Origin of the sequence: Reichenbachiella sp. MSK19-1 (assembly GCF_003590315.1) — a bacterium.
GTDB lineage: Bacteria > Bacteroidota > Bacteroidia > Cytophagales > Cyclobacteriaceae > Reichenbachiella > Reichenbachiella agariperforans.
In genome coordinates this window covers 1,881,399-1,904,765 of sequence record NZ_MIER01000002.1, presented here as the reverse complement: position 1 = coordinate 1,904,765, position 23,367 = coordinate 1,881,399, and the positions used below count along the sequence as shown (strand labels likewise).

Below are 23,367 nucleotides of genomic sequence, written 5' to 3'. Positions count from 1 at the left end.
AAGTATTTATACTGGGTATAAATTAGCATGAATAGGGATTGTTGATTTGAGTGAGGCTTAAGCAGTTTTATTGGTGTGATTGTCATTTAGGAGCAAAGATGCCCGCGAATTTTCCTCTTATAGAGAATCGTTGCTTTATCAATAACCCTATATTTGAATTACAATCAGTTTATATTTGACAGTTGCTATGCGGTAGTTTTCCGACTAGCTACTCGATGATCACACACAAGTAGACACGCGATGATTAGATTGCTCGACAAAAAGGTTCTTTTATTGATAGCCACACTCATGATGTTATCGGTGGTGGTATCACAGGCGACACATATACGTGCAGGAGAAATCGTCGCACGACGTATTTCTAGTTCTACGTTGACCTATCGGTTCTCCGTGATTGGCTATACCGACACGGGTTCTACTGTTTTGTTTGGTAGTGGAGATATTGATTTCGGGGATGGAGTGAATGTCAATTTAGGAGAGAATGCCGAAAGCAACCAAACCATACTGCTCGGTGATGAAGTAGCCTATAACGTCTTCACTATCACACATACTTTTCAAGGGAATGGTCGCTATGTGGTCAGATATAACGAACAGAATAGAAATGCTGGAGTGGTCAATATGTCTAGTTCGGTGGACACGCCATTTTATATAGAAACTGAGATATCCATCGACCCTATTTTTGGAATCAACAATACACCTGTTTTTCTAGTCCCGCCAATCGATAAAGGAGCAGAAGGCGCTACTTTTTTGCACAACCCTGGAGCTTACGATTCGGACGGGGATAGTTTGTCTTATCATTTAAAAATTCCTCAGCAGTTTTTTGATCGTGAAGTCAACGGATATAAAGAGCCTAATGACCCAAGCTTTTATACGAACTACTTAGAAGGAAATCAAGAACGAGATGGGCCACCTACTTTCTCTATTGACTCTATCAACGGAGATTTGACATGGGATGCACCTGGGTTGATGGGAGAGTATAATGTAGCCTTTGAAGTAAGGGAATGGAGAAAGCTTGATGATCAATGGTTTAATATAGGTTCTGTAACTCGTGACATGCAGATCATTATAGAGGAAACAGATAACAATCCACCAGAAATTATCCAACCCATGGAGATATGTGTAGAGGCGGGGGAAACGATAGAAGAGATAATCATTGCGACGGATCCTGATGGAGACCCATTGACTTTGGAAGTGTTTGGTGGTCCTTTGCAGTCATTTATTAACCCCGCAACGTTTAGTCCCGATCCACCAACGGTACAGCCGACGCCTGCGCAAATTGCTTTTAGATGGGAGACTACCTGTGATCATATTCGTGAGAGGCCGTATGAAGTGCAGATCAAAGCGAAGGATGAACCACCGCTAGGAACTCGACTGGTAGATTTTAAAACATGGCTGATACGTGTAGTAGCTCCAGCGCCCACAGGACTAGTGACCAATAAGTTGTCAGGAAGACGGGTAGAACTTAATTGGGACATGTACACTTGCGGCAATGCTGATAAGATTGAGATTTGGCGAAGGGTGGATAGCTTTGATATCGTAGCAGAAGACTGTGTGGTGGGTATGCCCGCCAATGCAGGCTATGAACTCATTGATGTAGTCAATAATAGCAGTCTTGCAGGTCAACAAGTGACAAATTATATAGATGATAATGAAGGAACTGGGTTAGCACCAGGTGCTAATTATTGTTATCGTATTGTAGCACAGTTTCCTGCACCAGCAGGAGGAGAGAGCTATGTCTCTGAAGAGGCTTGTGCTCAAATAGGAGTAGAAGCACCTGTAGTGCTCAATGTAGATGTGTTACAAACGAGTGAAGCCAATGGTGAAATCTATGTAAGGTGGGAAGAACCATTTGACTTGGATCCTGTTTTGTTTCCAGGGCCTTATACTTACGATGTGGTTCGTTATGAGGGACTTTCGGGCTTAGCGAATGGAGATACGGTTGCGCTGGGGATTACCAATAGAGAGTTTACAGATACTGGATTGAATACTGATCAGCTCCCTTATCATTATTTGATTCATGCATATCAAAATGATGGTACCTACATTGATTCCTCTTTTCCCGCCTCATCAGTACGCCTCAAAGCAACGACAGATGTGAAATCTATTATGATAGAATGGGAAGCACTCGTGCCATGGTCTAATGTGATGGATTCTTTGCCCTATCATCGTGTGTGGCGAGACAATGTCGATGATTTCTTTCCCGATCAGTTGATGTTGATCGATTCAGTAGAGGTGACAGTAGATGGGTTTCGCTATATAGATGACGGATCGCACAACGGTGTAGCGCTGAGCGATGAGACGATGTACCGCTACTATGTGGAGACCAAAGGAAGCTATGGGAATCCTTCGTTGAGTAGTTATGACCCGTTATTGAACAAGTCACAGATTCTGTCAGCCCAGCCGAACGATACCATACCGCCTTGTACACCAGTTGATTTTGCCTTTGATGACAGCTTTGATTGTCAGACGTTCTTGTCGACACGGGGGTGTGACTTTGATCAGTTCGAGAATTTGCTCGAATGGAATCAAGATGGAGCATCTCAATGTGACAATGATATCAATAGTTATAACATCTATTTCTCAGATGAAGATACTGCAGAAGAGTTGCCGTTTTTGGCCAATGTAGAAGGCACTTCATACTTACATGAAGGTTTGTCTTCTTTCAAGGGCTGCTACGAAATTACATCTGTGGATCGATCAGGCAATGAAAGCGAGCGTTCTGCACGTATATGCCATGACAACTGCCCATTCATCAAAATGCCTAACGTGTTTACGCCAAATGGTGATGGCGTCAACGACACGTTTACCCCGTTCTGGGATCAGGTTTTAACGGGAGGTTCAGAAGGTGGCAGTGGTGGTGTTCCAGATTTTGATAATGCGGATTGCCCTCGCTTTGTATTGGCAGTTAATTTTACTGTTTTTGACAGAACAGGAGGAGTATTGTTCACGTACAACTCCGAAGACGACAGACCCGCAGAGAGTGATCCAGGTATATTGATCATGTGGGATGGGAAAAATAAAAATGGCCGTATGCTTGAGTCTGGTGTGTATTATTTTAGTCTAGAGGTGACATTTGATGCACTTGACCCAGATGAATCGGTGAAGAATTACAAAGGATGGGTGAACATAATAAGATAAGTCAGTTGGATAATTTGGTGCTTTATGATGGGGTTTGTAAGTTCTGTAACAGTTCTGTGAGTTTTGTACTGGATCATGAAAAGAATGATCAGCTGAAGTTTACACCGCTCCAATCTCCACTAGGAGAAAAGATACTGTCTGAGCATGGTCTACCTAAGGATTATACGGATAGTATTTTGTTTTTGTCTAAAGATAAGCTGTATGCGAAATCTAAGGCGGCGTTTAAGATTTCCAAATTTTTGAAAGCACCATGGTCACTAGGACAGGTGTTTTTGATTGTGCCTTCCTTTGTTTCTAATGTCTTTTATGATGTCATCGCTAAGAATCGATACAAGTGGTTTGGGATGACGGATGCTTGTATGCTACCACCTGCGAATCACAAGGAGCGGTTTTTAGAATGAAGGGAATTGCTTTAAGTTTGCGCCTCGCAAATTAAAAAAGTAAATGAAAGCATACGTATTCCCAGGTCAGGGAGCTCAATTTTCAGGTATGGGCAAGGACTTATACGATAGTTCTGCAGCAGCCAAATCATATTTTGATAGTGCCAACGATATACTCGGGTTCGATATCACCAAAGTGATGTTCGAGGGTAGTGCGGAAGAATTGAAAGAAACCAAGGTGACACAGCCAGCGGTATTTATTCATTCTGCGGTCACAGCATTAGTTAGTGCGGATTTCAAGCCAGATATGGTGGCGGGTCACTCTTTGGGTGAGTTTTCTGCTTTGGTTGCTAACAAAGCGCTAAGCTTTGAGGATGCATTAAGATTGGTCTCACAACGTGCCCTAGCGATGCAAAAAGCCTGTGAAATGAATCCATCAACTATGGCAGCTATTTTGGGATTAGAGGATTCGGTCGTAGAGGAGATATGTCAGTCGATTGAGGGAGTCGTTCCAGCGAACTACAATTGTCCAGGGCAATTGGTAATTTCAGGAACCAACGACGGCATAGAAGCAGCTTGCGAAAAGATGAAAGAAGCAGGAGCTAAACGAGCATTGCCACTGCCAGTAGGAGGGGCGTTTCATAGTCCACTCATGGAGCCTGCTAGAGAAGAGTTAGCCTCAGCTATCGAAGCGACTACTTTTAGTAGTCCTATCTGCCCGGTGTATCAAAACTACGATGCTAAGCCGCATAGTGATATCATAGAGATCAAAAGTAATCTGATCTCTCAGTTGACGGCACCTGTGCGCTGGACACAATCGGTTCAAGCTATGGTAGCTGATGGTGGAGCTTCATTCGTAGAGTGTGGTCCTGGAAAAGTGCTTCAGGGATTGGTTAAAAAAATACACAGAGAAGCAGAAGTAAGCGGGTTGTAAGGCACGTTTCGATGCGATAAAACACAAAGTCCCGTCTAGTTTAGACGGGACTTTGTGTTTTTATTAGGGTGCTTAACTCCTGAATTAGGATCGTCCTGTATTTCTGGGGGAGAGGTAGTAGATCCCTTCGTGATTCAAGATTCATTGTTCGAAATTTGTGATTGTTTTATAAAAAAACAGTCACCTATTATGAGTCTTGGAGGTAATATTTAAATGATTGGAATAATGAATGTCGAATGCTCAATGTCGAATATTGATTTTTATCCCCTGAATTACCCAATTAACCTATTGTTTTCTCTTTCGGAATATGGATGGTGAAGATTGCTCCTTTATCTTTCCCTTCGCTATGTGCTTTGATTTGTCCCTGATGCTTTTCTATGAGTAGTTTGGTTAGATAGAGTCCGAGTCCTGTAGTTGGTTCATTTTGTGTACCCTTTCTTTTTGCACTTGTGAATTTGTCGAATAGTATATCTTCTTTTTCTGGATCGAAACCTATGCCTTGGTCCTTGATGCTTATTTCACAGTATTCTTCCTTTTCTATGGCCGATATTTTTACCAAGCCATTTTCATGAGAGTACTTGATGGCATTGTTTAGTAAGTTTTGCGCGACATGCGAAAACAATCTTGGTTGAACCCATATACTTAGTTCAGGATCGATTGCGATGGAGAAATTAATTTTTTTAAGCAGGTTGCTTCCGGCCAACGAAGCAATTTCACCCGCTATGAATTTTTTAGCATTGGTGCTTTTTTTCTCTCCCACTTCTATGTTGAAGTGCGTCGACTTGATGAGTTGCATGGTCTCATTGATGAGCGTCAAAGATTGATTTCCAGAATTAGAGATCATATCAGTGAACTCATAGATTTCGTCGAGTTCATCACTCTCTTTGATTAGTTCAGCAATGCCGACTATAGAAGTGATGGGACTTCTCAGGTCATGCGTGATGAGACTGGCATAATTTTGTTTTTCCTCTGAGAGTTGCTTGACTTGATTGAGGGTTAAATCGATGTTGAGTAGTAGCTGTCCTATTTCATCTTGATAATGGATGGGTAATGGCATGATCTGAAGTGTTTCTTTGAATTGATCCATTGCCATTGAAGCAAGTTTGACGGGCTTTAGGAGTTTCTTGCCCAAGATGACCGTGACTATCAATGCCACAACTGTAAACCCTAAGATCAAAAGGAGCATCAGGTACTTGTTGATTTGGTCTACTGGACTGTATAGTATGTAGGCGATACTGGCTACCAATGGAATATGTGTACCTATAAAGGCAATGAATAGGAACTTATAGATATAAGAATGCTTGAGAGCAGAGAAGTTGAGGGATTCGTAAAATTTCATACATGCGTGGTTGTTGGCATCAATATAAATATTTTCAACTGAGTAGGACACTCAAAGCCTAATTATATAAATGCCCTGTCATGTGAACGAAAATTCGCTTGTTGATTCTTTGGAGAATATAGCGTCATGAGTCAGATATACCGACTACTCTAAATAGCATCATGTCTTGAGACTACTGGACTGTGATAAGCGTCCGGTTGCCATTTATATTGTCAGAAAAAATGATTAGAATTAGCTACACTTCATGCTAGTAGGGCTAGAGGTGTACACCCAAAACAACAGACATATGCCCATTTATCATAAACTTGGTAGGATACCTCCTAAGCGGCATACCCAATTTCGAAAGCCCGATGATTCGCTGTTTTATGAGCAGTTGTTTGGGACGATCGGATTTGACGGTATGTCCTCGCTGCTCTACCACCACCGTCGACCTACGATGGTGACGGATATTGCTGAGTCCATCGATGCAAGTCCACGGATCGCTGTGGACAAAAACATTCACTCCAAAAAGTTGTTGACTTTTGATGTCGCTCCGAAAGGGGACTATCTAGAGGCACGCGAACCACTGATGGTCAATAGTGATTTGATCATCGGAGTAGCTGCTCCACAACAGTCGATGCGTGACTATTTCTACAAGAATGCTTCGGCAGACGAACTGCTGTTTGTGCACCGAGGATCGGGTACGCTGCGTACGCTCGTAGGGAATATTCCTTTTGAGTATGGGGATTATTTGGTGATCCCTCGGGGAATGATCTATCAGATCGAATTTGATACGACCGACAACCGGCTGCTCTACGTTGAGTCCTTCACGCCGATTTATACTCCGAAGAAATACCGCAATTGGTTTGGGCAGCTACTGGAGCACTCACCCTACTGTGAGCGAGATTACAAATTGCCACAGGATCTGGAGACACATGACGAGACGGGAGACTTCCTTCTCAAAATCAAAAAGCAGGGCATGTTGCATCACTTGCATTATCAAGCGCATCCATTCGATGTGGTAGGTTGGGATGGTTACAATTACCCGTACGGGTTTTCGATTCACAACTTCGAACCGATCACGGGGCGGGTGCATCAGCCCCCGCCAGTGCATGAGACTTTTGAGACCTCGGCTTTTGTGGTGTGCTCGTTTTGTCCGCGACTCTACGACTACCACCCACAGGCCATCCCTGCGCCTTACAATCACTCCAACATCGACTCGGATGAGATGCTCTACTATGTGGATGGAGATTTTATGAGTCGTACGGGAGTCGCGCCTGGCAACATCAGCCTGCACCCTGCAGGGATACCGCATGGGCCTCATCCGGGTACCTACGAGAAGAGTATCGGACAAAAAGAAACGCTAGAATTGGCAGTCATGATCGATACGTTTCGGCCACTGATGCTCACCGAAAATGCCATGCGTATCGATGACAGGCAGTATTATAAATCTTGGATAGAATAGCAGATGAACACCGAAAGACGATGAATAAAATAGTAAACAATGCGCAGGAAGCCATCGCAGATATCCATGACGGGATGACGCTCATGCTTGGAGGGTTTGGACTGTGTGGGATACCCGAAAATGCGATTGCCGCTCTGGTGAAGTCAGGAGTCAAGGAGCTGACCTGCATCTCCAACAACGCTGGAGTGGATGACTTTGGCCTGGGGCTGCTTTTGCAGCAAAAACAAATTAAAAAGATGATCTCCTCCTACGTCGGGGAAAATGCGGAATTCGAACGGCAGCTTCTCAATGGAGAACTCGAAGTAGACCTGATCCCTCAAGGTTCGCTGGCCGAGCGCTGTAGAGCAGGAGGAGCAGGCATACCGGCATTTTATACGCCCGCTGGCTATGGGACAGAGGTGGGAGAAGGCAAGGAAGTCCGTGTCTTCGACGGGAAGCCGCATATCTTGGAGACGGCACTGACGGCTGATTTTGCAATTGTCAAGGCGTGGAAGGGGGATAGACTGGGCAACCTGATCTACAAAGGCACAGCGCGAAACTTCAACCCGCCAATGGCGATGGCTGGACGGGTCACAATCGCAGAGGTCGAACATCTGGTCGAGCCGGGCGAACTAGACCCGAATTACATTCATACGCCGGGGATATTCGTGCAGCGGATATTTGAGGGCAAGGACTATGAAAAAAGAATCGAACAACGAACCATTAGAACCCGATAGGTATGCTAGACAAACATGGAATAGCCAAGCGCATCGCGCAAGAACTGCAAGACGGGTGGTATGTCAATCTCGGGATCGGTATCCCAACGTTAGTCGCCAACTATGTGCCAGATGATATTGCGGTGGAGTTTCAGTCCGAGAATGGAATCTTGGGGATGGGTAATTTCCCCTACGAGGGCGAAGAAGATGCCGACCTCATCAATGCTGGCAAGCAAACCGTGACGCTGAAGCCGGGAGCGGTATTGTTTGACTCAGCGACATCTTTTGCTATGATACGCGGGAGACACGTGCAGTTGACGGTACTAGGTGCGATGGAGGTGTCCGAGACGGGAGATATTGCCAACTGGAAGATCCCCGGCAAGATGGTCAAGGGGATGGGCGGAGCAATGGATCTCGTCGCATCGGCCGAAAACATCATCGTCGCAATGATGCACACGAGTAAGTCAGGGGAATCGAAACTCTTGCCGCAGTGTAGTCTGCCACTCACGGGAGTAGGTTGTGTGAAGCGAATCGTGACGAATCTAGCGGTGCTAGAGGTGACAGGAGAGGGCTTTGTACTGATCGAACGAGCACCTGGAGTGACAGTCGCAGAGATCGAGGCTGCTACAGCAGGCAAGTTGATTGTGACAGGAGACATCCCCGAGATGAACATTTAATCGGAAGCCGATAGGCTATTAGGTTTAACTCGAATGAAAAACAACAATACCATATGATAGAAATGAAAAGCTGGTTGCCGATAGCGGCAGAGTCAGATTTTAGTATATACAATTTACCTTTCGGGATCTACTCTCAGAAAGGAGGGAAAAAGCATGTAGGAATTGCCATAGGAGACAAAGTGGTGAACCTATTCGGTCTGTCCGAAAATCAGATGCTGGATGTAGCATCTGCTTTTTTTGCGCAAGACTATCTCAACGATTTTATCCGACTAGGAAAAAACGTAACAAGGAAAGTGCGTCTTGATGTACAGCGCTTGCTGTGTGAGGAGGACTCTCCATTGCGAGCATCTCCAGAGTTGCTGATTGATCAATCGGAGGTGCAGATGCACTTGCCAGTGCGCATAGGTGACTATACGGACTTCTACTCTAGCATCGAACATGCTACCAATGTCGGGGTGATGTTTCGTGATCCTGAGCATGCTTTGCTGCCCAATTGGAAGCACATTCCGGTGGGCTATCACGGCAGGGCCTCATCCATCATGGTGAGCGGGGTGCCGATCCACAGACCGATGGGGCAGGTGCTGCCCAAGGATGCTACCGAACCGGTGTTTGCCGCATCGTCACGAGTGGATTTTGAATTAGAGATGGGCTACATCATCGGGAAAGATACGTCGCTGGGAGATCGGGTGTCGACTGCTGAGGCAGAGGAGTATATTTTTGGGAAGGTGCTATTCAACGACTGGTCGGCGCGTGACATACAGAAATGGGAGTACGTGCCGCTGGGGCCATTTTTGGCAAAGAATTTTGGCTCGTCTGTTTCGCCTTGGGTAGTGACGATGGAAGCACTGGAGCCATTTCGGGTGGCTGGGCCGAAGCAAGAAACGAAAGTTCTGCCGTATCTTGAAGCGACGGGTGATCGCAACTTCGATATCCAGTTGGAAGTGGCGATTAGCCCCGAAGGGAGCGAAGAGCAGGTAGTCAGTCGATCCAATTTCAAACACATGTACTGGAACATGGCGCAGCAGCTTGCGCACCATACGGTGAATGGCTGTGACGTGCATGTCGGTGATATGATGGCGTCTGGGACGATCTCAGGTCCTACACCAGATGCTTATGGATCCATGTTGGAATTGGCATGGGCAGGAACGAAACCCCTAGAAATGCGAGACGGCACGGTGCGTCGCTTCGTCGAGGATGGAGATACCGTCACGATGCGTGGATATGCGGACAAGGACGGTGTACGTGTTGGTTTTGGGGAAGTGTCTGCACAGATTTTACCTGCTAAAGTGTATTAGATGGCTGATTTGAGTTTTGACCCTAAGGATTTGTCACAGGCCGAATTGCACCACTATTTGCTGTCGGCCGTGGCGCCACGACCGATCTGTTTTGCCAGCACGGTGGATGCAACGGGGCGAGTCAATCTGAGTCCTTTTAGTTTTTTCAATGTGTTTAGTTCCAACCCGCCCGTTATGATTTTTTCTCCGTCTAGGAGAGGACGAGACAATACGACCAAGCACACGCTGGAGAATGTGCTCGATGTACCAGAGGTAGTGATCAATATTGTCAATCACCCCATCGTGGAGCAGATGTCTCTGTCGAGCACAGAGTATGCCGAGGGAGTCAATGAGTTCGTCAAGGCGGGGTTGACGCAGCGGCCTAGCGTGCAGGTCCAGCCACCGAGAGTGGGAGAGGCTCCTGTGGCATTCGAGTGTCGTGTGACGGAGGTCAAGGCGCTGGGTGATGGTCCCGGTGCTGGAAACCTCGTTTTTGCGGAAGTGGTACATGTGCATGTAAGGGAAGAGTACTTGGATGAAAACCGTCAACTTGACACACCCAGATTGGATCTGGTGGCTCGGATGGGAGGCAGTTGGTATGGGCGTATGAGCCCAGAAGCGCTCTTCGAAATCCCCAAACCACTGCAGCGACAAGGGATAGGTGTAGATCAATTGCCTGGTAGTGCGCGGGACAGTACGGTGCTGACCGGCAACAATCTGGGGAGACTGGGCAACCAAGAGAGACTCCCGAATGCAGCGGAGATCGAGGATTCTCAGCGTACTGCATCAGTACAATCAGCGCTCGCAAAGCACACGACTAGAGAGGCGAGACTCAAGGCCATGCATCACGAAGTGCAAGCTTTGTTGGAGGCAGGTCAAGACCGAGAAGCACTCGCATTAGTATTTGCGGGGGACGTTTTTTTTCATAAATAGGGCTGGTCTTATGGTCTGAAAACTCATCTTTTGTACAAAAAACAGAGGCGACAATTCATAATGCTTTAGTTTTAGCATGTTAAACACTACTCAATACACGCTATGTCCATAAACGAGCCCATATCAACCATCATGACCCGAGATATTATCACAGTAGATGTATCAGATACCATTAGAGATGTATTCAATGTATTCGAACAAATCAAGATTCGGCATATTCCTGTATTGGCAGATAGTACATTGGTTGGGATTATCAGTTTGACGGATATCAATGGTGTAAAACAATGTGCGAAATTTAAGGATTCTTCGGGTAGTGACTCACTCCTCGATGTGATGACCGTCAAGCAATTGATGAAGGCCAATCCTGTGACAGTACCCGTGAGTCATACGATCAAACAAGCAGCAGATATCTTTCTGCAAGGGCACTTTCATGCTTTGCCAGTGACCGAAAATAATGAGCTGATCGGTATCGTGACGACTACTGATTTGATTAAGTACATGGTGAAGAAGGCGGGTTGAAGTTAATGTAGTTATTGAATACTTGTACACTCGAAGTAGATCTGAGCACGTATTGCTTATCATGAGAATGATCATGTACTAGAATTCTAACATTCGCTTTTGATTATCCGCGCATCTGATGAGATTTGCGCCATGCAAAAATCATGGTTGATATTTCTTTCTTTATTGGTTCTCATAGTGGCTTGTAGTCCTGCTAATCGTAAGAACCGCATCAAATACACTTTCGAAACTGCCAACAAGAAACTCAATGAGGGGTATTATTCAGATGCTGTCGTACTGTACTCGCAAGTACTCGAAAAGGATGCTGAAATCACGGACGCCTATCTCAACCGTGGCGTGGCATACTATGAAATGGGTAAGTATGTACTCGCTCTGGCTGATTACAATGAAGTCTATCGCCTAAAACCAGATTACCATGATGTGCTTTTTAACCGTGCCTATGCGTATCTAGAACTAGAGCGGATGGACAATGCCTTTGAGGATCTGTCATACCTTCGTAAGCTCTATCCAGATACTGCTTTGGTGGATGTGGTGAGTGGATTGGTATTCGAAAAGCAAAGAGATTACGCCAAAGCATTGGAGAGTTTTTCAGCAGCTATAGCCAAGGATGGGGATAATTTCGACGCGTACTCTAACCGTGGGATTATGCATTACAATTTAGGAAACTATCCATCTGCTCAGTCTGATCTGGAACAAGCCTTGGTGATTCATCAAAATGAACCTTATGCACTCAACTCTTTGGCTTTGGTTTTAGCAGAGCAGGGAGAGTTAGAGCAAGCAGATTCTGTGATCTCTGTGGCGATGAACATGGTAGGGGGCCAGCCCTACTTTATCAACAATGCGGGCTATATCAAACTGCTACAGGAGGAATACGAGATGGCTGATTCATTGATCGCTAAGAGCATTCAGCTCGATGCGGAGAATACTTATGCTTATCTCAATCTAGGGCGTCTCAAAACTACCGTGGATCAAAGGGAGGCTGGCATAGCCGCATTTCACCAGTCGATTGCCTTGGATTCTACTAATTATGAGAGTTATCAAGCATTGATCAAAGCTTATATAGCCAATGGACAGAGAGAAGATGCGTGTAAACTCTATCAACGCCACGCCGAGTTGCTCGACGTAGCTTCTCCCTGCCAGTAGTTTAGGTTATTTGGTAGAGCCTCCGTCTAGGTGGATGATATAGCGTTGTATGGCTAGGTTGTTCGGGTAGTAGGCATGTTGGCCTTCTGCGACCAAAATTTTGATAGAGAAGAGGGAGAGGTTGAGCACTTCGCCTTCTATCGAGTTGGCGCCATCTACGATCTTGACTTTAGACCCGATTTTGAGCGGGAAGAAAAAGAAAAGAATCAAGGATGCGGTGATGTTGCTGACAATAGACCAAGTCGCAAACAAGCCAACACCAACGACCGTCAGAACTGATGCGATGTAGACAGAGAGTCCTTTGAGAGATACCTCCCAGACTACCCCAGCGAGTACTAAGCAAAGAATCAAGGTGATGAAGCCTACGAGCTTACGGACATAGATCGATCGGGCAGGGTCAAAATTTTGCTGAATAGAACGATTGAGTATCGTTTTTTGTAAGATAGCCTTCAGTATTAAATAGAAGATGATAATGAGCACTGACCCTACGATCTGTATGAGGGTGTAATTGCTGAAATGACCGAACCAGTCTGAGAACATAGTGTGAAAATGTAAGTTTTATTTTATCCATTTGGCTGCTACTAGCAGAATGCAAAACTATACAGAAAAGCGAATTAAGCGATTAGTCTAGGCCATATTCTCGGAGTAGTTCGATGCGCTCTCCTTCTTTTTTGGTACGCTCGAATATGATAGCTGGAGCTACACGTTTTTTGCAATTGGTCGCGGGGCAGCGCTCGCAGGTGTCATGTACGAGTCGTGTTTTGATGCTAGGGTCTTGGAGGAACTTGATCGTTTCGCGTGTCTTGTTGTTGATGCGGATACCAAGGGACAGACTGTTGTTGATACCCGGGGTAGGATTAAAGGGTTTTGCCAGCGATAGCAGTAGAAACTCATCTTTGGTATCGAGGTATTGGGCGATGTGTGCTCCTCCGATGATGTGGTCAGGTTTTTCCTTATGTATGTCGGAGAGGTCTTGCAGCATTTGGATAAATTCCCATCTGCGGCAGAAGTGCTCCTGTAGCACCGTGCCACGTGGCTGATGTTGCCTAGACAGATGTAGCTCTTTGCTGAGGTGGTAGTTGTCTGTATCTGGTCGGTGATTGAACTTGAAAAAGAACAATTCTTTGAGTCCGAAAGACGCTGGTAGCAGATTGGTCATACGCTGCATGACCATCTCGGGCGTTGCATTGTACTCTCTCATGGTGTCGATGAGGATGTTTTGGTTCCATGATTCGCTCTCAAAGAATGTTTTCAAATCTCGTGTGAAGTCATGCTTGTTGATGAGTACTGCAGTGGCGAAGTAGGATGCGCGAAAGTCATTGAGAACCTGATCAAAGGAGTCAATTTTGACCCAAGGCATGGCATGGTTTCTTTCTTTATAGCCTAGATAGTTGTAACCCACTTCTTTGGCTAGGTAAAAGGCTTGTTGTCTTGAGCTTAATTTACTGTTGAGGATAAAGTGCTTTTTCCTGCGTTTGACGACTGTCAGCGTCCGCATGTCTTTGAGGGATTCGTGGGAGTCAAAGTCATCCATCACGATCTTGTAGTTGTATTCTTCGGTGAGGTAGTCTTCGAATAATTTCGCCTGAAAGTGCTTTTGGCGAATGGCACTAACCTCTTTGATGAACTCTTCCGCTTTTTGCTCGATCGCTTCGAAGTAGTTCTCGTGGATTTCCTGATACGAACGGAGTACGGAGAAGTAGAAGGTCTCCACACGTACGTCATAGTTTCTGCTGACCTCTAGTAGCGTACCTATGAAGGCATTGAGCTTGGAGGGGGCATTAGATAGGAGGTCCAAGAGGCGGGATGCTTCTAGCCCAAAGAGTTCTAGCGGTAGCTCAGATAGGATACCCGAGTGAATCAGCTGCGTGATAGGCGCGAGGGTCTTGTCTAGGTTTTCAGACTTTAGGTCTACAGGATGAACTTTTAACGCCTGAGCGAGCGAAAGGATTTTATCTGTTTTGGGGTACTTTTTCCCTTTCTCTATTTCGTTGAGATAGGAGACCGAAACACCTGAAAGGTCAGACAGGTTTTGCAGGGACATGCTTAGTCTCTGACGGTACTGTTTTAGTTTGATCCCAAAAATGAGTTTGATATATTGTTTGTCAAGCGCCATGCGGAAAATTATGCATTTATATTGACTCTTCGCTTTTAGAAAACAATTGGTATAGCGCTGCGAGATGAGAAAATAAAACTGCAGGTACTATAAAGGCAGGTAGCCAAATAAACGGAAAGTAGAATACCGCAATGTTGGGCTGGTCGAACGCGAATTTCTGAAAAGGGAATGGCGTAGAAAACAAAGCATGGTAGACGATGGTGACGAGGAGTCCTAGTGCGAGAAAGTTCCAAATAATAGCACCGATTTTGACCTTGCTACGGAGACCAACCATGAATATCGCGACGAACGGTGCAGTGATACCAGACAGGATATCATAGTTGCTACCTTCGAAAGTCATGAGCATCGGTAGCCAGTGTTCGAGTGCCAGCCACCATAGGACGATCTCGACGGGGACTCTGACCAGATGCAGGTAAGTGAGCGTGGTGATGGGGATTTGGCGAATGAAGTTTCGACTTCTCCTACTGATAAAGAGCAGCATCACGAACAAGTTGGGAGGCATTATCGCCAGTACGAATTTGGGCGGGATCGTTTCATAATCCACAAAAAACGCATTGAGCGACAAGGTACCAATGATAAATAGCCACACAACCAGACAAATGGAAATGATCAGTGCGACATTAGATTTTTTTGGTTCGGCACTTTTAAAACCGAAGTGAAGGAAGGCAAAGGTCGCGAGAGTCGTCAGTAGAAAGACGATATAGATGTAGTAGGGGAGATGGTCTGACATGTTTTTGAAGGTAGCCCGACCTAATTTAATAATTATATTTAATAGGTTTGTTCTCACCACTCATAAAAGAGTAGCAATAACCCAAAAAGGAGTCTAGTTTGATCGAGAGATTTGTTAGTTCGTTACGTGAAGTATTGGAAGTAGGGCTGCCGGGGATAAAGGCACAGCATATCATGGCACCTGCGCGGATGTCAGAGGTCAAGCGGACTTTTGCACACAAGACACCGCCGAGAGAGAGTGCTGTTTTGATCCTGTTCTACCCAGAGGATGGGCAGGTCAAGTTCCCGCTGATCGTCCGTCCAGTCTACCAGGGAGTCCATAGCGGGCAGATCGCACTGCCCGGAGGCAAGCAAGAGGAGGAAGATGGCGACCTAGCGGTGACGGCACTGCGAGAAACCCACGAGGAGATAGGCGTACCTGCACAGCAGGTCAAGATGATTGGCAAACTGAGCCGTCACTACATCCCTCCGAGCAATTTTAACATCGAACCTTATCTAGGTTATGTGACCGAAAAACCCGTTTTCGTCAAGGATCAAATAGAGGTGGAGGAGATACTAGAAGTGGATCTGGCTGATATTCAGAATGCCGATTTGAGAAAGAAAATGTGGATCAAGCCTTATGAGGGGGTACAGATCGAAGCACCCTATTTTGATATCCAAGAACGAGTGGTGTGGGGCGCTACGGCGATGATACTAAGTGAACTGTCCGAATTAATAAAGAAAACAACTTATGGAAATGAATGATACGCAACCTTTGATCACCAATGACGCAGTGGTCTTTGGCTTACTAATGATATTATTGGGAGTTATTTTTGTGACAAACAACTCGAAAACTCCCTTTTGGAAAAAGTTCTACACCTACGTACCGTCGGTACTGCTGTGCTACTTTTTGCCTTCCATTTTTAATTCCATGGGCATCATATCGGGAGAGGACTCTCAGTTGTATTTTGTGGCATCACGCTATCTGTTGCCAGCGAGTTTGGTATTGCTGACACTGAGCACGGACTTCAAAGAGGTGATGAAACTGGGTAGCAAGGCGATCATTATGTTCTTGACAGGAACCGTGGGTATTATGATAGGTGGCCCTTTGTCTATCATGTTTTTTGCGTGGGTAGCCCCCGATGTAGTGGGAGGTGATATTCATGACATCTGGCGTGGCATGACCACCATCGCGGGGAGCTGGATCGGTGGTAGTGCCAATCAGGCAGCGATGATTGAGGTTTTTCAGGTAGACGAGGAGTTGTTCTCTAAGATGGTGACTGTGGATGTGATCGTAGCGAACCTGTGGCTGGCAGTACTATTGATCGGGGCAGGTAAGTCTAAGCAGATAGATGCCTTTTTGAAGGCTGATGCTTCGGCGATCGAGGGGGTGAAAAATAAAATCGAGGATTATCAACTTAGTATATCCAAAATCCCTACCATGACGGATCTGATGATCGTTTTGGCAGTAGGGTTTGGCGTGACGGGTATCTCGCATGCTTTGGCGGATTGGATAGGACCATGGATCGGGGCTAACTTTCCTGAGTTGGCAAAGTATAGTTTGACGAGTAGCTTCTTTTGGCTGGTAGTGATTGCGACCACCATAGGTTTGGGCTTGTCTTTTACCAAATGTAGACAGCTCGAAGGGGTAGGCGCTTCCAAAGTAGGGAGTTTGTTTATCTATATATTGGTGGCGACTATCGGGATGCAAATGAATGTCATCGCGATCGTAGACTCCCCGGGGCTATTCCTCGTAGGGATTGTTTGGATGCTGGTGCATATCCTATTGCTACTGGTCGTAGCTAAACTCATCAAAGCCCCCTTCTTTTTCGTGGCAGTGGGGAGTCAGGCCAATGTCGGTGGCGCAGCTTCTGCACCCGTCGTAGCGTCGGCTTTTCATCCGTCGCTGGCGCCAGTGGGGGTGTTACTGGCCGTACTGGGCTATGCACTGGGTACCTATGGTGCCTATACCTGTGGTGTACTGATGCAGTTGGTGTCTGGCCAATAGCACTGCTGTTGGCATCATGAATGACAAAAGTTGAATACCTATATTGATTAATTATACTAGAATCGATACCTATGAAATTAAGATTTTTAGTTCCAGTTCTTGCAGTGCTTTTTAGCGCATGCGACAAAGAGGAGGAAGCTGTGGACTGTGCCGTATCTGACTTAGGTCTAGCCGTAGTATCACAGCGCGCAGTGAGCTGTACGGAGGCAGGGACTGTCTCGCTACTCGCGAGTGGAGGGAGTGCTCCATACGAATACAGTCTGGATGGCGTGTCTTTTAGAGAGACGACAGATTTTACTGGGCTGAGCGCAGGAGTATACACCGCCATCGTCCGTGATGACAACCAATGCACCAAGACGCTGTCCCTGACTGTGGCCTCTGACCTGCCTTCATTTGAGATATCCATGACAGTAGCACAAAATGCAGGCTGTGGAGGGAGTGACGGAGCGATCTCGGTCACAGCTAGTGGAGGTACGGGTCAGCTGACGTACGCATGGGATGGCGTGGACAGAGGGATCGATCCCCAACTGACTGGCTTAGCCAATGGCGAACACATACTGGGTGTCACAGATGCAGCGGGCTGCAGCACCGAACAAAGTGTCTACGTCCCCTCGGGGATTAGTTATGCGACGAGTATCAGCGCGATCATCCAAAACAACTGTGCGATCAGTGGTTGTCATGTAGCAGGTACGGGGATCGTAGACTTTGGGCAGTTTGACAACATTCAGGAAAAAGCAGCGGATATCAAAAGCCTCACACAGAGCAAGACCATGCCACGCAATGGCGAAATATCAGACGAAGAGATCGCCATGCTTGCCTGCTGGGTAGATGACGGGGCTTTGGACAATTAGCAAATAGGGGAGTCTCTTAGTGTGTAGGTTTGGGGATACAAATCAATAATATTCGACATTGAGCGCGGTGGGGGAGTTGGCAGTTGGCAAGAGCAGCTTCAATAGCTAGAATTCGCGCCCCATACTTTCCCCCCTTCTTCAGGCATTTGCTAGAGTCTGGCACAGGCTTGCGCTACATTCAGACCTTGCTGGGGCATAATTCGTTACGAACCACAGAAATTCACACCCATGCAGCAGTCAAAGGTTTGGCAACCATTAAAAATCTACTAGATTAGTTAAAGATACATTGCGGATATGCGACATGGTGTCACATACTAGGGTGTGGTGAGTCATCGATTTTCATTCGTTACATTTCAATAAATCAATTGCATAGCTGTATCCAAGTGAATACATTTGCGTATGTGTTCTATAGAAAAGACGGGTGAATTCGATAAATGGAATGGCTAAGAAAGCTCAAAGACAAACGAGCCAAGGCTAAAATACTTTTCAGAATTCAGCGAATACAAGAACATGGCAACTTTGGAGACTGTGAACCAGTTGGACAAGGAATTAGTGAACTTCGAATTCACTATGCAAAGGGATACCGAGTGTATTTAAAAGATGTGAACGGTAGAATTGTGTTTCTTTTGAACGGTGGTGAAAAATCATCCCAACAAAAGGACATTGATAAAGCGAAACAACTTTGGTTGGATTACAAAAACGAAATTGAATAATCATGGCGACTAACAAAATATCAAAATTCGATATTGCAGAGTATTTAGACGATAACGAAATGATTGCTGAATACCTTAACTCCGTTCTGGAAGATGGCGATTCCGCAGATATATTAACTGCGATCGGCCATATTGCGAAGGCGCAAGGAATGTCTAAAATAGCTGCAGAAACGGGATTAAGCAGACCAAGCCTCTATAAAGCTCTTTCAAAAGGAGCTAAACCACAGTTCGAAACTGTTCTAAAAGTTTTGAGAGCTATTGGAAGTAATCTTCATGTTGGAACAGCCTAAAAAACGACTCACAACATGCTGTGATCAAATCATGGTGGTTCAGCTGTAAATGAAAACTCTCTGCATTCTAGAAGCTCCGCCATATCTCAGATTAGCACTATGGAATCAAAAAGGGATAGCGCAAATCAGAGATTTGGCCATCTTGTAGCCAAAACTTAAACTAAATCACACGCCACGATTGATACAGGGGCGTTGTGGTGAATAATTTTTTTTAAATGACAGATAAGCAAAAAGAGTTTTTACAGTTAGCGGTTATTGACCGACTCACCTATTCCGAAATTGAAAAACGAATGGAAATCTCTCGAAGCGAATTTGCACCATGGTGGGATGAATTAAAAGACAAACGAACCTACCTAACCTCAATCCGTGATAAGTGGCTAAAAAAATGTAAAGAAGTTGATTTTAAAGACTTCCGAAACTGGCATGAGTCCACAGACAAAAAGTGCTATTACTGCGAAATTTCGGAAAAAGAGATTGAACATTTATGGAATAAACACCCACAACTGACAAAAAGAAACAGAGGTAGAAAGCTAGAAATTGAACGTTTAGAGCCTAATCTTCCATATTCAAATATATCGAATCTAGTTTATTCCTGTTACTGGTGTAACAACGCTAAAACGGATACTTTTACTAAAGAGGAATTTTTAGAAGTCGGAAAAGTAATTAAGGGAATCTGGAAAAACAGACTTAGATGATTACTGGCAAAGAAAATAACACTGTCTACTTTTCCAAAAAAAAACTTCAGGAGGGTGAATTTGCTTCCACCTTTGAACGAATAGAACAAATACTTAAAAAGTATAATATCAACTATAAGCTTCTCTTTCTTCAGGAAAGGTCATATCTGAACAATCATTTGGGTTTTGGACATCATTATTCGAAACTCATCATTACAGACTAATTGGAGGAGTTATAATCCATTGCTTTCCGAACAAACCTAATAATGCGTCCGCTAGGACCCAATACAGCCAAGGGCGTCCGCCCGTTGTTGGCGTTTTGTAGAATGCATTTATCTTGTATTGATGGATAGACAATATGCAATTCGTGATCAGTGATCACCGGTTCACAGTGTGACTTTTACTGTTGTGAATTGGGTAGATATATTTATACGAGACGATTCAAAGAAAGCCTATTGTCAAGTCTGAAGCATTGTTATGATCATTTGATTATTAGTGTGTCTGAGGGAGAGCTGTCAGATGTGATTAGAGATTTTATGCGTTTCAGATCTAGATAGATCAAGGAGACCTTGCAGGATAAAGTAAATGCAGAAAGTGGGTTGCCAGACAGTATGCAGGAGAGGAAGGGGACTTGGTGTTCAGCTACTTATAATCGAGCAGACGCTCTACTTTATAAAAGGGTCGTAGCGTCCGCTACGACCAGAGGAGTCAGAGGGGCGGCATACATACTGTTAAATTCGTTGAGCTCAAGACGGGCATCTACGTATAATATGGATTTCAGATTTTTATAGTTACACCTTTTTTGATCTGTCTGCGCAGACTTTGTCCCAAACCTACTGAAGCTTTACCAAAAACCTACTGATACTTTGACACAAACCTGCTGTGACTTTATGCTAAACCTGTACAGGTTTGCTAGAAAACCCGCGCAGACTTTGCTCCGAATCTGCGCAGACTTTAGGTCAAACCCGTGCAGACTTTAGGTCAAACCCGTGCAGACTTTGAGACAAGCCTGCACGGGTTTTTGAAAAGACAAAAACAGGCTTTTTTTGGTGCCTCATAATCGATAGATATTGGAGGGGTTTTTAGGTATCCTATGGGTACTTCCTAAGAAAATATTAATGCACTATTTGCGTGGATTAGAATCTGAAATCAGTTGTCTTTAAGATTGTTGTTTATTCAATACAGCGCTACTAGCCTGGCTAAAATTATAAAAGTCGCTGCAAGAAATGCAAAAATATTAAAGGTCGTTACACCACATATGCTGCGTCACAGTTTTGCAACACATCTGTTAGAAGCAGGCACAGATTTACGCACTATTCAAACATTATTGGGACACAACTCTCTAGAAACCAACCAAATGTATACCTATGTTGCCACCTCAAGTTTGCGAGATATCAAAAATCCATTAGATTCGCTTTGATACAACCGAAATAAACACCACAAAGGTGTGTTTATTGAATTGTTGTATGCAATTCAGCCAATGAATTTAGAAGTCAGTAAAATATTATCCAATTACATAAACAAGAAGCTCAGAGCAGATGAATTCGAGAATTGGGTGTATTCATTTGAAAACTTAGAGATTGAATTGGGAGTTGAATTGTATACTGAATTAATTTCTCTTGACTTTAAAGACAAAAGTAACCGAATCGATGTTCAGAGGATTTTCGAGAATAAAATCAACTATTCTGATTTTCATAAAGGCGAACTATTACAGCTGATATCTAAAGTTTGTAAAAGGGAATTACCATTTAAGGAATCGATTATTCAATTGTACGAATGGATGAATATGGGTTATCTTTTCTTAAGTAAAATTGATGCTCTAGCTAATTTTAATGAACAAGGTAAGTCAATAATCCACTCGATTGAAAATACAATGACAGAAGAACAAAAGTGGGAAACTCTTTTAAATCGAGAACCTAATTTCTTCAGCGAATTAGAAAATATAAAAACAAAAATCGAGAGTGGGGCAATTACAATAACTGGAGAATACGATAATACAGATTACTACGGTAAACAGTTTAAATTCAAAGAAGAATAACCCATGCTGGATATATTACTCTTAGCTAATTACAAATACATACTCTATCAAGACGATTCAAGTAAGACATTTTTGAACCTAACTAGAGAAAGTGGATTTGGCGTTTATGACTTTTGTTTTCAGGTCGAATTAACCGACATGACAGATATAAACCTAACGATAACAGAAATTGAGAATTTAAGGAAGGAATATCTCAAAGACCCAAAAACATTTAGTTCAAAATATTCTGAGGTAAAACTAGCCCCAGAACAAACAAAAAATGCACTTAGCGACTGGATGACAAAAGATTAGAAAAGCATACAACACGCTGTATATTTCATGGCTGGTTAGTGGTTTTCGAGGCTTTGGTTCTTCGTAGAAATCCCGTCAATCTGCAAGATTGACTCAGTGGTAAACCGAAATTTCACTACCTTTAATTCAGCCACGAAAACATACAGTAAACGTTAGAGTTCATATGAAAATCGGCGAGGACATTTCGGTGCTTTTAGAGAGGATTGAAGTCGAATGATATTGGCTGAAAGTGTGGTTTATCCGAAGGATTAAGTTTTGCTCGTCAGGACTCGTTGAAAGCAGTCTTTTAAAACGTGGACATGTTGACAAAACTTGAGATTGAAGTTAGGCGAAAATCACCACAATTTCAAGGGTTAAGCAGTTAAAAAGGACCTCTCTTCTTCAAAAAGACGATTCATAGCCCTGTCTATAACTCATATTTTTTCAGGACAAAACAGCGAAAAGCAGGGGTAGATTCCAATTTTCAAACGAACAATAACACTGCGTATATTTCATTGATTAACTTGTAAGCTGTTTTAATTAGATGACTAAATGGTCAGCTTACAAATAATCAACGACGCTAAAGCTAAACATACAGTCGACGTTGTAGATCATTCGCAAAAACTTAATGAAGTTCATTTTTCACCTCAGGTACAATTCAATAAGTAGGCTCTTTCTTGAAAGGATAGACACTAGGTTTCCATTAAGTAACCGTTTGAAAAGCATGGCCTATGACTTTGCAATGAACATGTTCTTAATTATTCCTCTGGTTCCTCTATCATTTATAGAAAACTCGATATTGTATAGTGATTATACAGCTCGATTTTTAATTCCAACAGTTTTCGTTGTTGGTGCATTGACAAAAGATTACAAGGATGGAAGAAGTATTGGAAAGAGATTAAGAGGGTTTCAAGTAGTTGATTCCAAATCAAACAAAGTGGCTAATTCAACTCAATGCATAATTAGAAACTTAACCTTTATCTTATGGCCATTAGAAGCACTTTTGATTTTAGGAACTCCTGAATATCGAATCGGTGATTTTTTAGCCCGAACGAAAGTAGTTCCACATGTCACATCTGACCCAATTGAAATACTAGACTAATCTTACCACTTAAATCTAATGACGCAGACCAACGAAGAACTAATTAATACACAGAAACGAAAGTATTTAATCCGAATCGCAATTCTTATTGTAATCAACACAATTGGATTTGCCGTTCTTGTTA

At 44.1% G+C, this 23,367-nt stretch carries 24 protein-coding genes; 20 read left to right on the top strand and 4 right to left on the bottom strand.

The window, feature by feature from the left end; all coding sequences use genetic code 11:
* Positions 1-240 precede the first annotated feature (240 nt).
* The 3 genes from BGP76_RS07890 to fabD are packed head-to-tail and all read left to right on the top strand — an operon-like array spanning position 241 to position 4,449.
* Complete coding sequence (locus BGP76_RS07890; RefSeq protein WP_147407412.1) at positions 241-3,135, top strand: gliding motility-associated C-terminal domain-containing protein; 2,895 nt, start codon at positions 241-243, stop codon at positions 3,133-3,135.
* Positions 3,114-3,536, top strand: coding sequence for a thiol-disulfide oxidoreductase DCC family protein (locus BGP76_RS07885; RefSeq protein ID WP_119844213.1), 423 nt, complete (start codon positions 3,114-3,116; stop codon positions 3,534-3,536). Before BGP76_RS07890 ends, BGP76_RS07885 begins: the two co-directional genes overlap by 22 nt.
* A 43-nt stretch (positions 3,537-3,579) precedes the next feature.
* Entirely contained in the window at positions 3,580-4,449 is an 870-nt protein-coding gene (gene fabD, locus BGP76_RS07880; protein ID WP_119844212.1) for an ACP S-malonyltransferase, read from the top strand.
* 280 nt (positions 4,450-4,729) lie between these two features.
* Here fabD and BGP76_RS07875 read toward each other — a convergent pair whose 3' ends face one another.
* Positions 4,730-5,788, bottom strand: coding sequence for a HAMP domain-containing sensor histidine kinase (locus BGP76_RS07875; protein ID WP_119844211.1), 1,059 nt, complete (start codon positions 5,786-5,788; stop codon positions 4,730-4,732).
* Between the two features lie 286 nt (positions 5,789-6,074).
* On the opposite strand from BGP76_RS07875, the gene BGP76_RS07870 reads away from it, so the two are divergent.
* From BGP76_RS07870 to BGP76_RS07840, 7 genes are all read left to right on the top strand, one after another.
* A complete protein-coding gene (locus tag BGP76_RS07870) occupies positions 6,075-7,232 on the top strand; it encodes a homogentisate 1,2-dioxygenase (RefSeq protein ID WP_119844350.1) in 1,158 nt (385 codons plus the stop codon).
* Between the two features lie 20 nt (positions 7,233-7,252).
* Positions 7,253-7,948 (top strand): CoA transferase subunit A, encoded by a 696-nt coding sequence (locus BGP76_RS07865; RefSeq protein ID WP_119844349.1) that lies wholly within the window; start codon positions 7,253-7,255, stop codon positions 7,946-7,948.
* Between the two features lie 2 nt (positions 7,949-7,950).
* Entirely contained in the window at positions 7,951-8,604 is a 654-nt protein-coding gene (locus BGP76_RS07860) for a 3-oxoacid CoA-transferase subunit B (RefSeq protein ID WP_073124801.1), read from the top strand.
* 62 nt (positions 8,605-8,666) lie between these two features.
* The gene (gene fahA / locus BGP76_RS07855; protein WP_119844348.1) at positions 8,667-9,899 is read left to right on the top strand and encodes a fumarylacetoacetase; all 1,233 of its coding nucleotides are present in this window, start codon (positions 8,667-8,669) and stop codon (positions 9,897-9,899) included.
* The gene (locus tag BGP76_RS07850) at positions 9,900-10,811 is read left to right on the top strand and encodes a flavin reductase family protein (protein WP_119844210.1); all 912 of its coding nucleotides are present in this window, start codon (positions 9,900-9,902) and stop codon (positions 10,809-10,811) included.
* A gap of 102 nt (positions 10,812-10,913) precedes the next feature.
* Complete coding sequence (locus tag BGP76_RS07845; RefSeq protein ID WP_119844209.1) at positions 10,914-11,330, top strand: CBS domain-containing protein; 417 nt, start codon at positions 10,914-10,916, stop codon at positions 11,328-11,330.
* 99 nt (positions 11,331-11,429) lie between these two features.
* A complete protein-coding gene (locus BGP76_RS07840; RefSeq protein ID WP_147407411.1) occupies positions 11,430-12,473 on the top strand; it encodes a tetratricopeptide repeat protein in 1,044 nt (347 codons plus the stop codon).
* Between the two features lie 6 nt (positions 12,474-12,479).
* On the opposite strand, the gene BGP76_RS07835 is transcribed toward BGP76_RS07840, so the two are convergent.
* The 3 genes from BGP76_RS07835 to BGP76_RS07825 all read right to left on the bottom strand — a co-directional run bounded on the left by BGP76_RS07835 (position 12,480) and on the right by BGP76_RS07825 (position 15,319).
* Positions 12,480-13,013 carry a mechanosensitive ion channel domain-containing protein gene (locus tag BGP76_RS07835; RefSeq protein ID WP_119844207.1) on the bottom strand — a complete coding sequence of 178 codons (534 nt, stop codon included), beginning with the start codon at positions 13,011-13,013 and terminating at the stop codon, positions 12,480-12,482.
* Between the two features lie 82 nt (positions 13,014-13,095).
* On the bottom strand, positions 13,096-14,589 hold the full coding sequence (locus BGP76_RS07830; protein WP_119844206.1) for a helix-turn-helix transcriptional regulator: 1,494 nt from the start codon (positions 14,587-14,589) through the stop codon (positions 13,096-13,098).
* 16 nt (positions 14,590-14,605) lie between these two features.
* Positions 14,606-15,319: a hypothetical protein gene (locus BGP76_RS07825; RefSeq protein ID WP_073124789.1), complete on the bottom strand. Its 714-nt coding sequence runs from the start codon at positions 15,317-15,319 to the stop codon at positions 14,606-14,608.
* A 98-nt stretch (positions 15,320-15,417) separates the two neighbouring features.
* Between BGP76_RS07825 and BGP76_RS07820 the strand changes: the two genes are divergently transcribed.
* The 10 genes from BGP76_RS07820 to BGP76_RS07765 all read left to right on the top strand — a co-directional run bounded on the left by BGP76_RS07820 (position 15,418) and on the right by BGP76_RS07765 (position 23,243).
* A complete protein-coding gene (locus BGP76_RS07820) occupies positions 15,418-16,062 on the top strand; it encodes a CoA pyrophosphatase (RefSeq protein ID WP_139281088.1) in 645 nt (214 codons plus the stop codon).
* Positions 16,055-17,305, top strand: a complete 1,251-nt coding sequence (locus tag BGP76_RS07815) for a DUF819 domain-containing protein (protein ID WP_119844346.1) — start codon at positions 16,055-16,057, stop codon at positions 17,303-17,305. Before BGP76_RS07820 ends, BGP76_RS07815 begins: the two co-directional genes overlap by 8 nt.
* Positions 17,306-17,376: 71 nt before the next feature.
* A complete protein-coding gene (locus tag BGP76_RS07810; RefSeq protein ID WP_119844205.1) occupies positions 17,377-18,156 on the top strand; it encodes a SprB repeat-containing protein in 780 nt (259 codons plus the stop codon).
* A gap of 434 nt (positions 18,157-18,590) precedes the next feature.
* Positions 18,591-18,869, top strand: coding sequence for a type II toxin-antitoxin system RelE/ParE family toxin (locus tag BGP76_RS07800; protein ID WP_221409856.1), 279 nt, complete (start codon positions 18,591-18,593; stop codon positions 18,867-18,869).
* Between the two features lie 2 nt (positions 18,870-18,871).
* Complete coding sequence (locus BGP76_RS07795; RefSeq protein WP_073124783.1) at positions 18,872-19,159, top strand: addiction module antidote protein; 288 nt, start codon at positions 18,872-18,874, stop codon at positions 19,157-19,159.
* Between the two features lie 215 nt (positions 19,160-19,374).
* The gene (locus BGP76_RS07790; protein WP_119844203.1) at positions 19,375-19,854 is read left to right on the top strand and encodes a hypothetical protein; all 480 of its coding nucleotides are present in this window, start codon (positions 19,375-19,377) and stop codon (positions 19,852-19,854) included.
* Positions 19,855-20,986: 1,132 nt separating this feature from the next.
* Positions 20,987-21,253: a tyrosine-type recombinase/integrase gene (locus tag BGP76_RS07780; protein ID WP_119844202.1), complete on the top strand. Its 267-nt coding sequence runs from the start codon at positions 20,987-20,989 to the stop codon at positions 21,251-21,253.
* Positions 21,254-21,313: 60 nt separating this feature from the next.
* Positions 21,314-21,871, top strand: coding sequence for a hypothetical protein (locus tag BGP76_RS07775; protein WP_119844201.1), 558 nt, complete (start codon positions 21,314-21,316; stop codon positions 21,869-21,871).
* Positions 21,872-21,874: 3 nt separating this feature from the next.
* Positions 21,875-22,162 (top strand): hypothetical protein, encoded by a 288-nt coding sequence (locus tag BGP76_RS07770; protein ID WP_119844200.1) that lies wholly within the window; start codon positions 21,875-21,877, stop codon positions 22,160-22,162.
* 607 nt (positions 22,163-22,769) lie between these two features.
* The gene (locus BGP76_RS07765; protein WP_119844199.1) at positions 22,770-23,243 is read left to right on the top strand and encodes an RDD family protein; all 474 of its coding nucleotides are present in this window, start codon (positions 22,770-22,772) and stop codon (positions 23,241-23,243) included.
* Positions 23,244-23,367 lie beyond the last annotated feature (124 nt).

Bases quoted from the DNA above. Each gene is read 5' to 3' on its own strand.
- BGP76_RS07890 (WP_147407412.1), top strand. From the start codon at position 241: ATGATTAGATTGCTCGACAAAAAGGTTCTTTTATTGATAGCCACACTC.
- BGP76_RS07885 (WP_119844213.1), top strand. From the start codon at position 3,114: ATGGGTGAACATAATAAGATAAGTCAGTTGGATAATTTGGTGCTTTAT.
- fabD (WP_119844212.1), top strand. From the start codon at position 3,580: ATGAAAGCATACGTATTCCCAGGTCAGGGAGCTCAATTTTCAGGTATG.
- BGP76_RS07875 (WP_119844211.1), bottom strand. From the start codon at position 5,788: ATGAAATTTTACGAATCCCTCAACTTCTCTGCTCTCAAGCATTCTTAT.
- BGP76_RS07870 (WP_119844350.1), top strand. From the start codon at position 6,075: ATGCCCATTTATCATAAACTTGGTAGGATACCTCCTAAGCGGCATACC.
- BGP76_RS07865 (WP_119844349.1), top strand. From the start codon at position 7,253: ATGAATAAAATAGTAAACAATGCGCAGGAAGCCATCGCAGATATCCAT.
- BGP76_RS07860 (WP_073124801.1), top strand. From the start codon at position 7,951: ATGCTAGACAAACATGGAATAGCCAAGCGCATCGCGCAAGAACTGCAA.
- fahA (WP_119844348.1), top strand. From the start codon at position 8,667: ATGAAAAGCTGGTTGCCGATAGCGGCAGAGTCAGATTTTAGTATATAC.
- BGP76_RS07850 (WP_119844210.1), top strand. From the start codon at position 9,900: ATGGCTGATTTGAGTTTTGACCCTAAGGATTTGTCACAGGCCGAATTG.
- BGP76_RS07845 (WP_119844209.1), top strand. From the start codon at position 10,914: ATGTCCATAAACGAGCCCATATCAACCATCATGACCCGAGATATTATC.
- BGP76_RS07835 (WP_119844207.1), bottom strand. From the start codon at position 13,013: ATGTTCTCAGACTGGTTCGGTCATTTCAGCAATTACACCCTCATACAG.
- BGP76_RS07830 (WP_119844206.1), bottom strand. From the start codon at position 14,589: ATGGCGCTTGACAAACAATATATCAAACTCATTTTTGGGATCAAACTA.
- BGP76_RS07825 (WP_073124789.1), bottom strand. From the start codon at position 15,319: ATGTCAGACCATCTCCCCTACTACATCTATATCGTCTTTCTACTGACG.
- BGP76_RS07815 (WP_119844346.1), top strand. From the start codon at position 16,055: ATGAATGATACGCAACCTTTGATCACCAATGACGCAGTGGTCTTTGGC.
- BGP76_RS07810 (WP_119844205.1), top strand. From the start codon at position 17,377: ATGAAATTAAGATTTTTAGTTCCAGTTCTTGCAGTGCTTTTTAGCGCA.
- BGP76_RS07800 (WP_221409856.1), top strand. From the start codon at position 18,591: ATGGAATGGCTAAGAAAGCTCAAAGACAAACGAGCCAAGGCTAAAATA.
- BGP76_RS07795 (WP_073124783.1), top strand. From the start codon at position 18,872: ATGGCGACTAACAAAATATCAAAATTCGATATTGCAGAGTATTTAGAC.
- BGP76_RS07790 (WP_119844203.1), top strand. From the start codon at position 19,375: ATGACAGATAAGCAAAAAGAGTTTTTACAGTTAGCGGTTATTGACCGA.
- BGP76_RS07775 (WP_119844201.1), top strand. From the start codon at position 21,314: ATGAATTTAGAAGTCAGTAAAATATTATCCAATTACATAAACAAGAAG.
- BGP76_RS07770 (WP_119844200.1), top strand. From the start codon at position 21,875: ATGCTGGATATATTACTCTTAGCTAATTACAAATACATACTCTATCAA.
- BGP76_RS07765 (WP_119844199.1), top strand. From the start codon at position 22,770: ATGAAGTTCATTTTTCACCTCAGGTACAATTCAATAAGTAGGCTCTTT.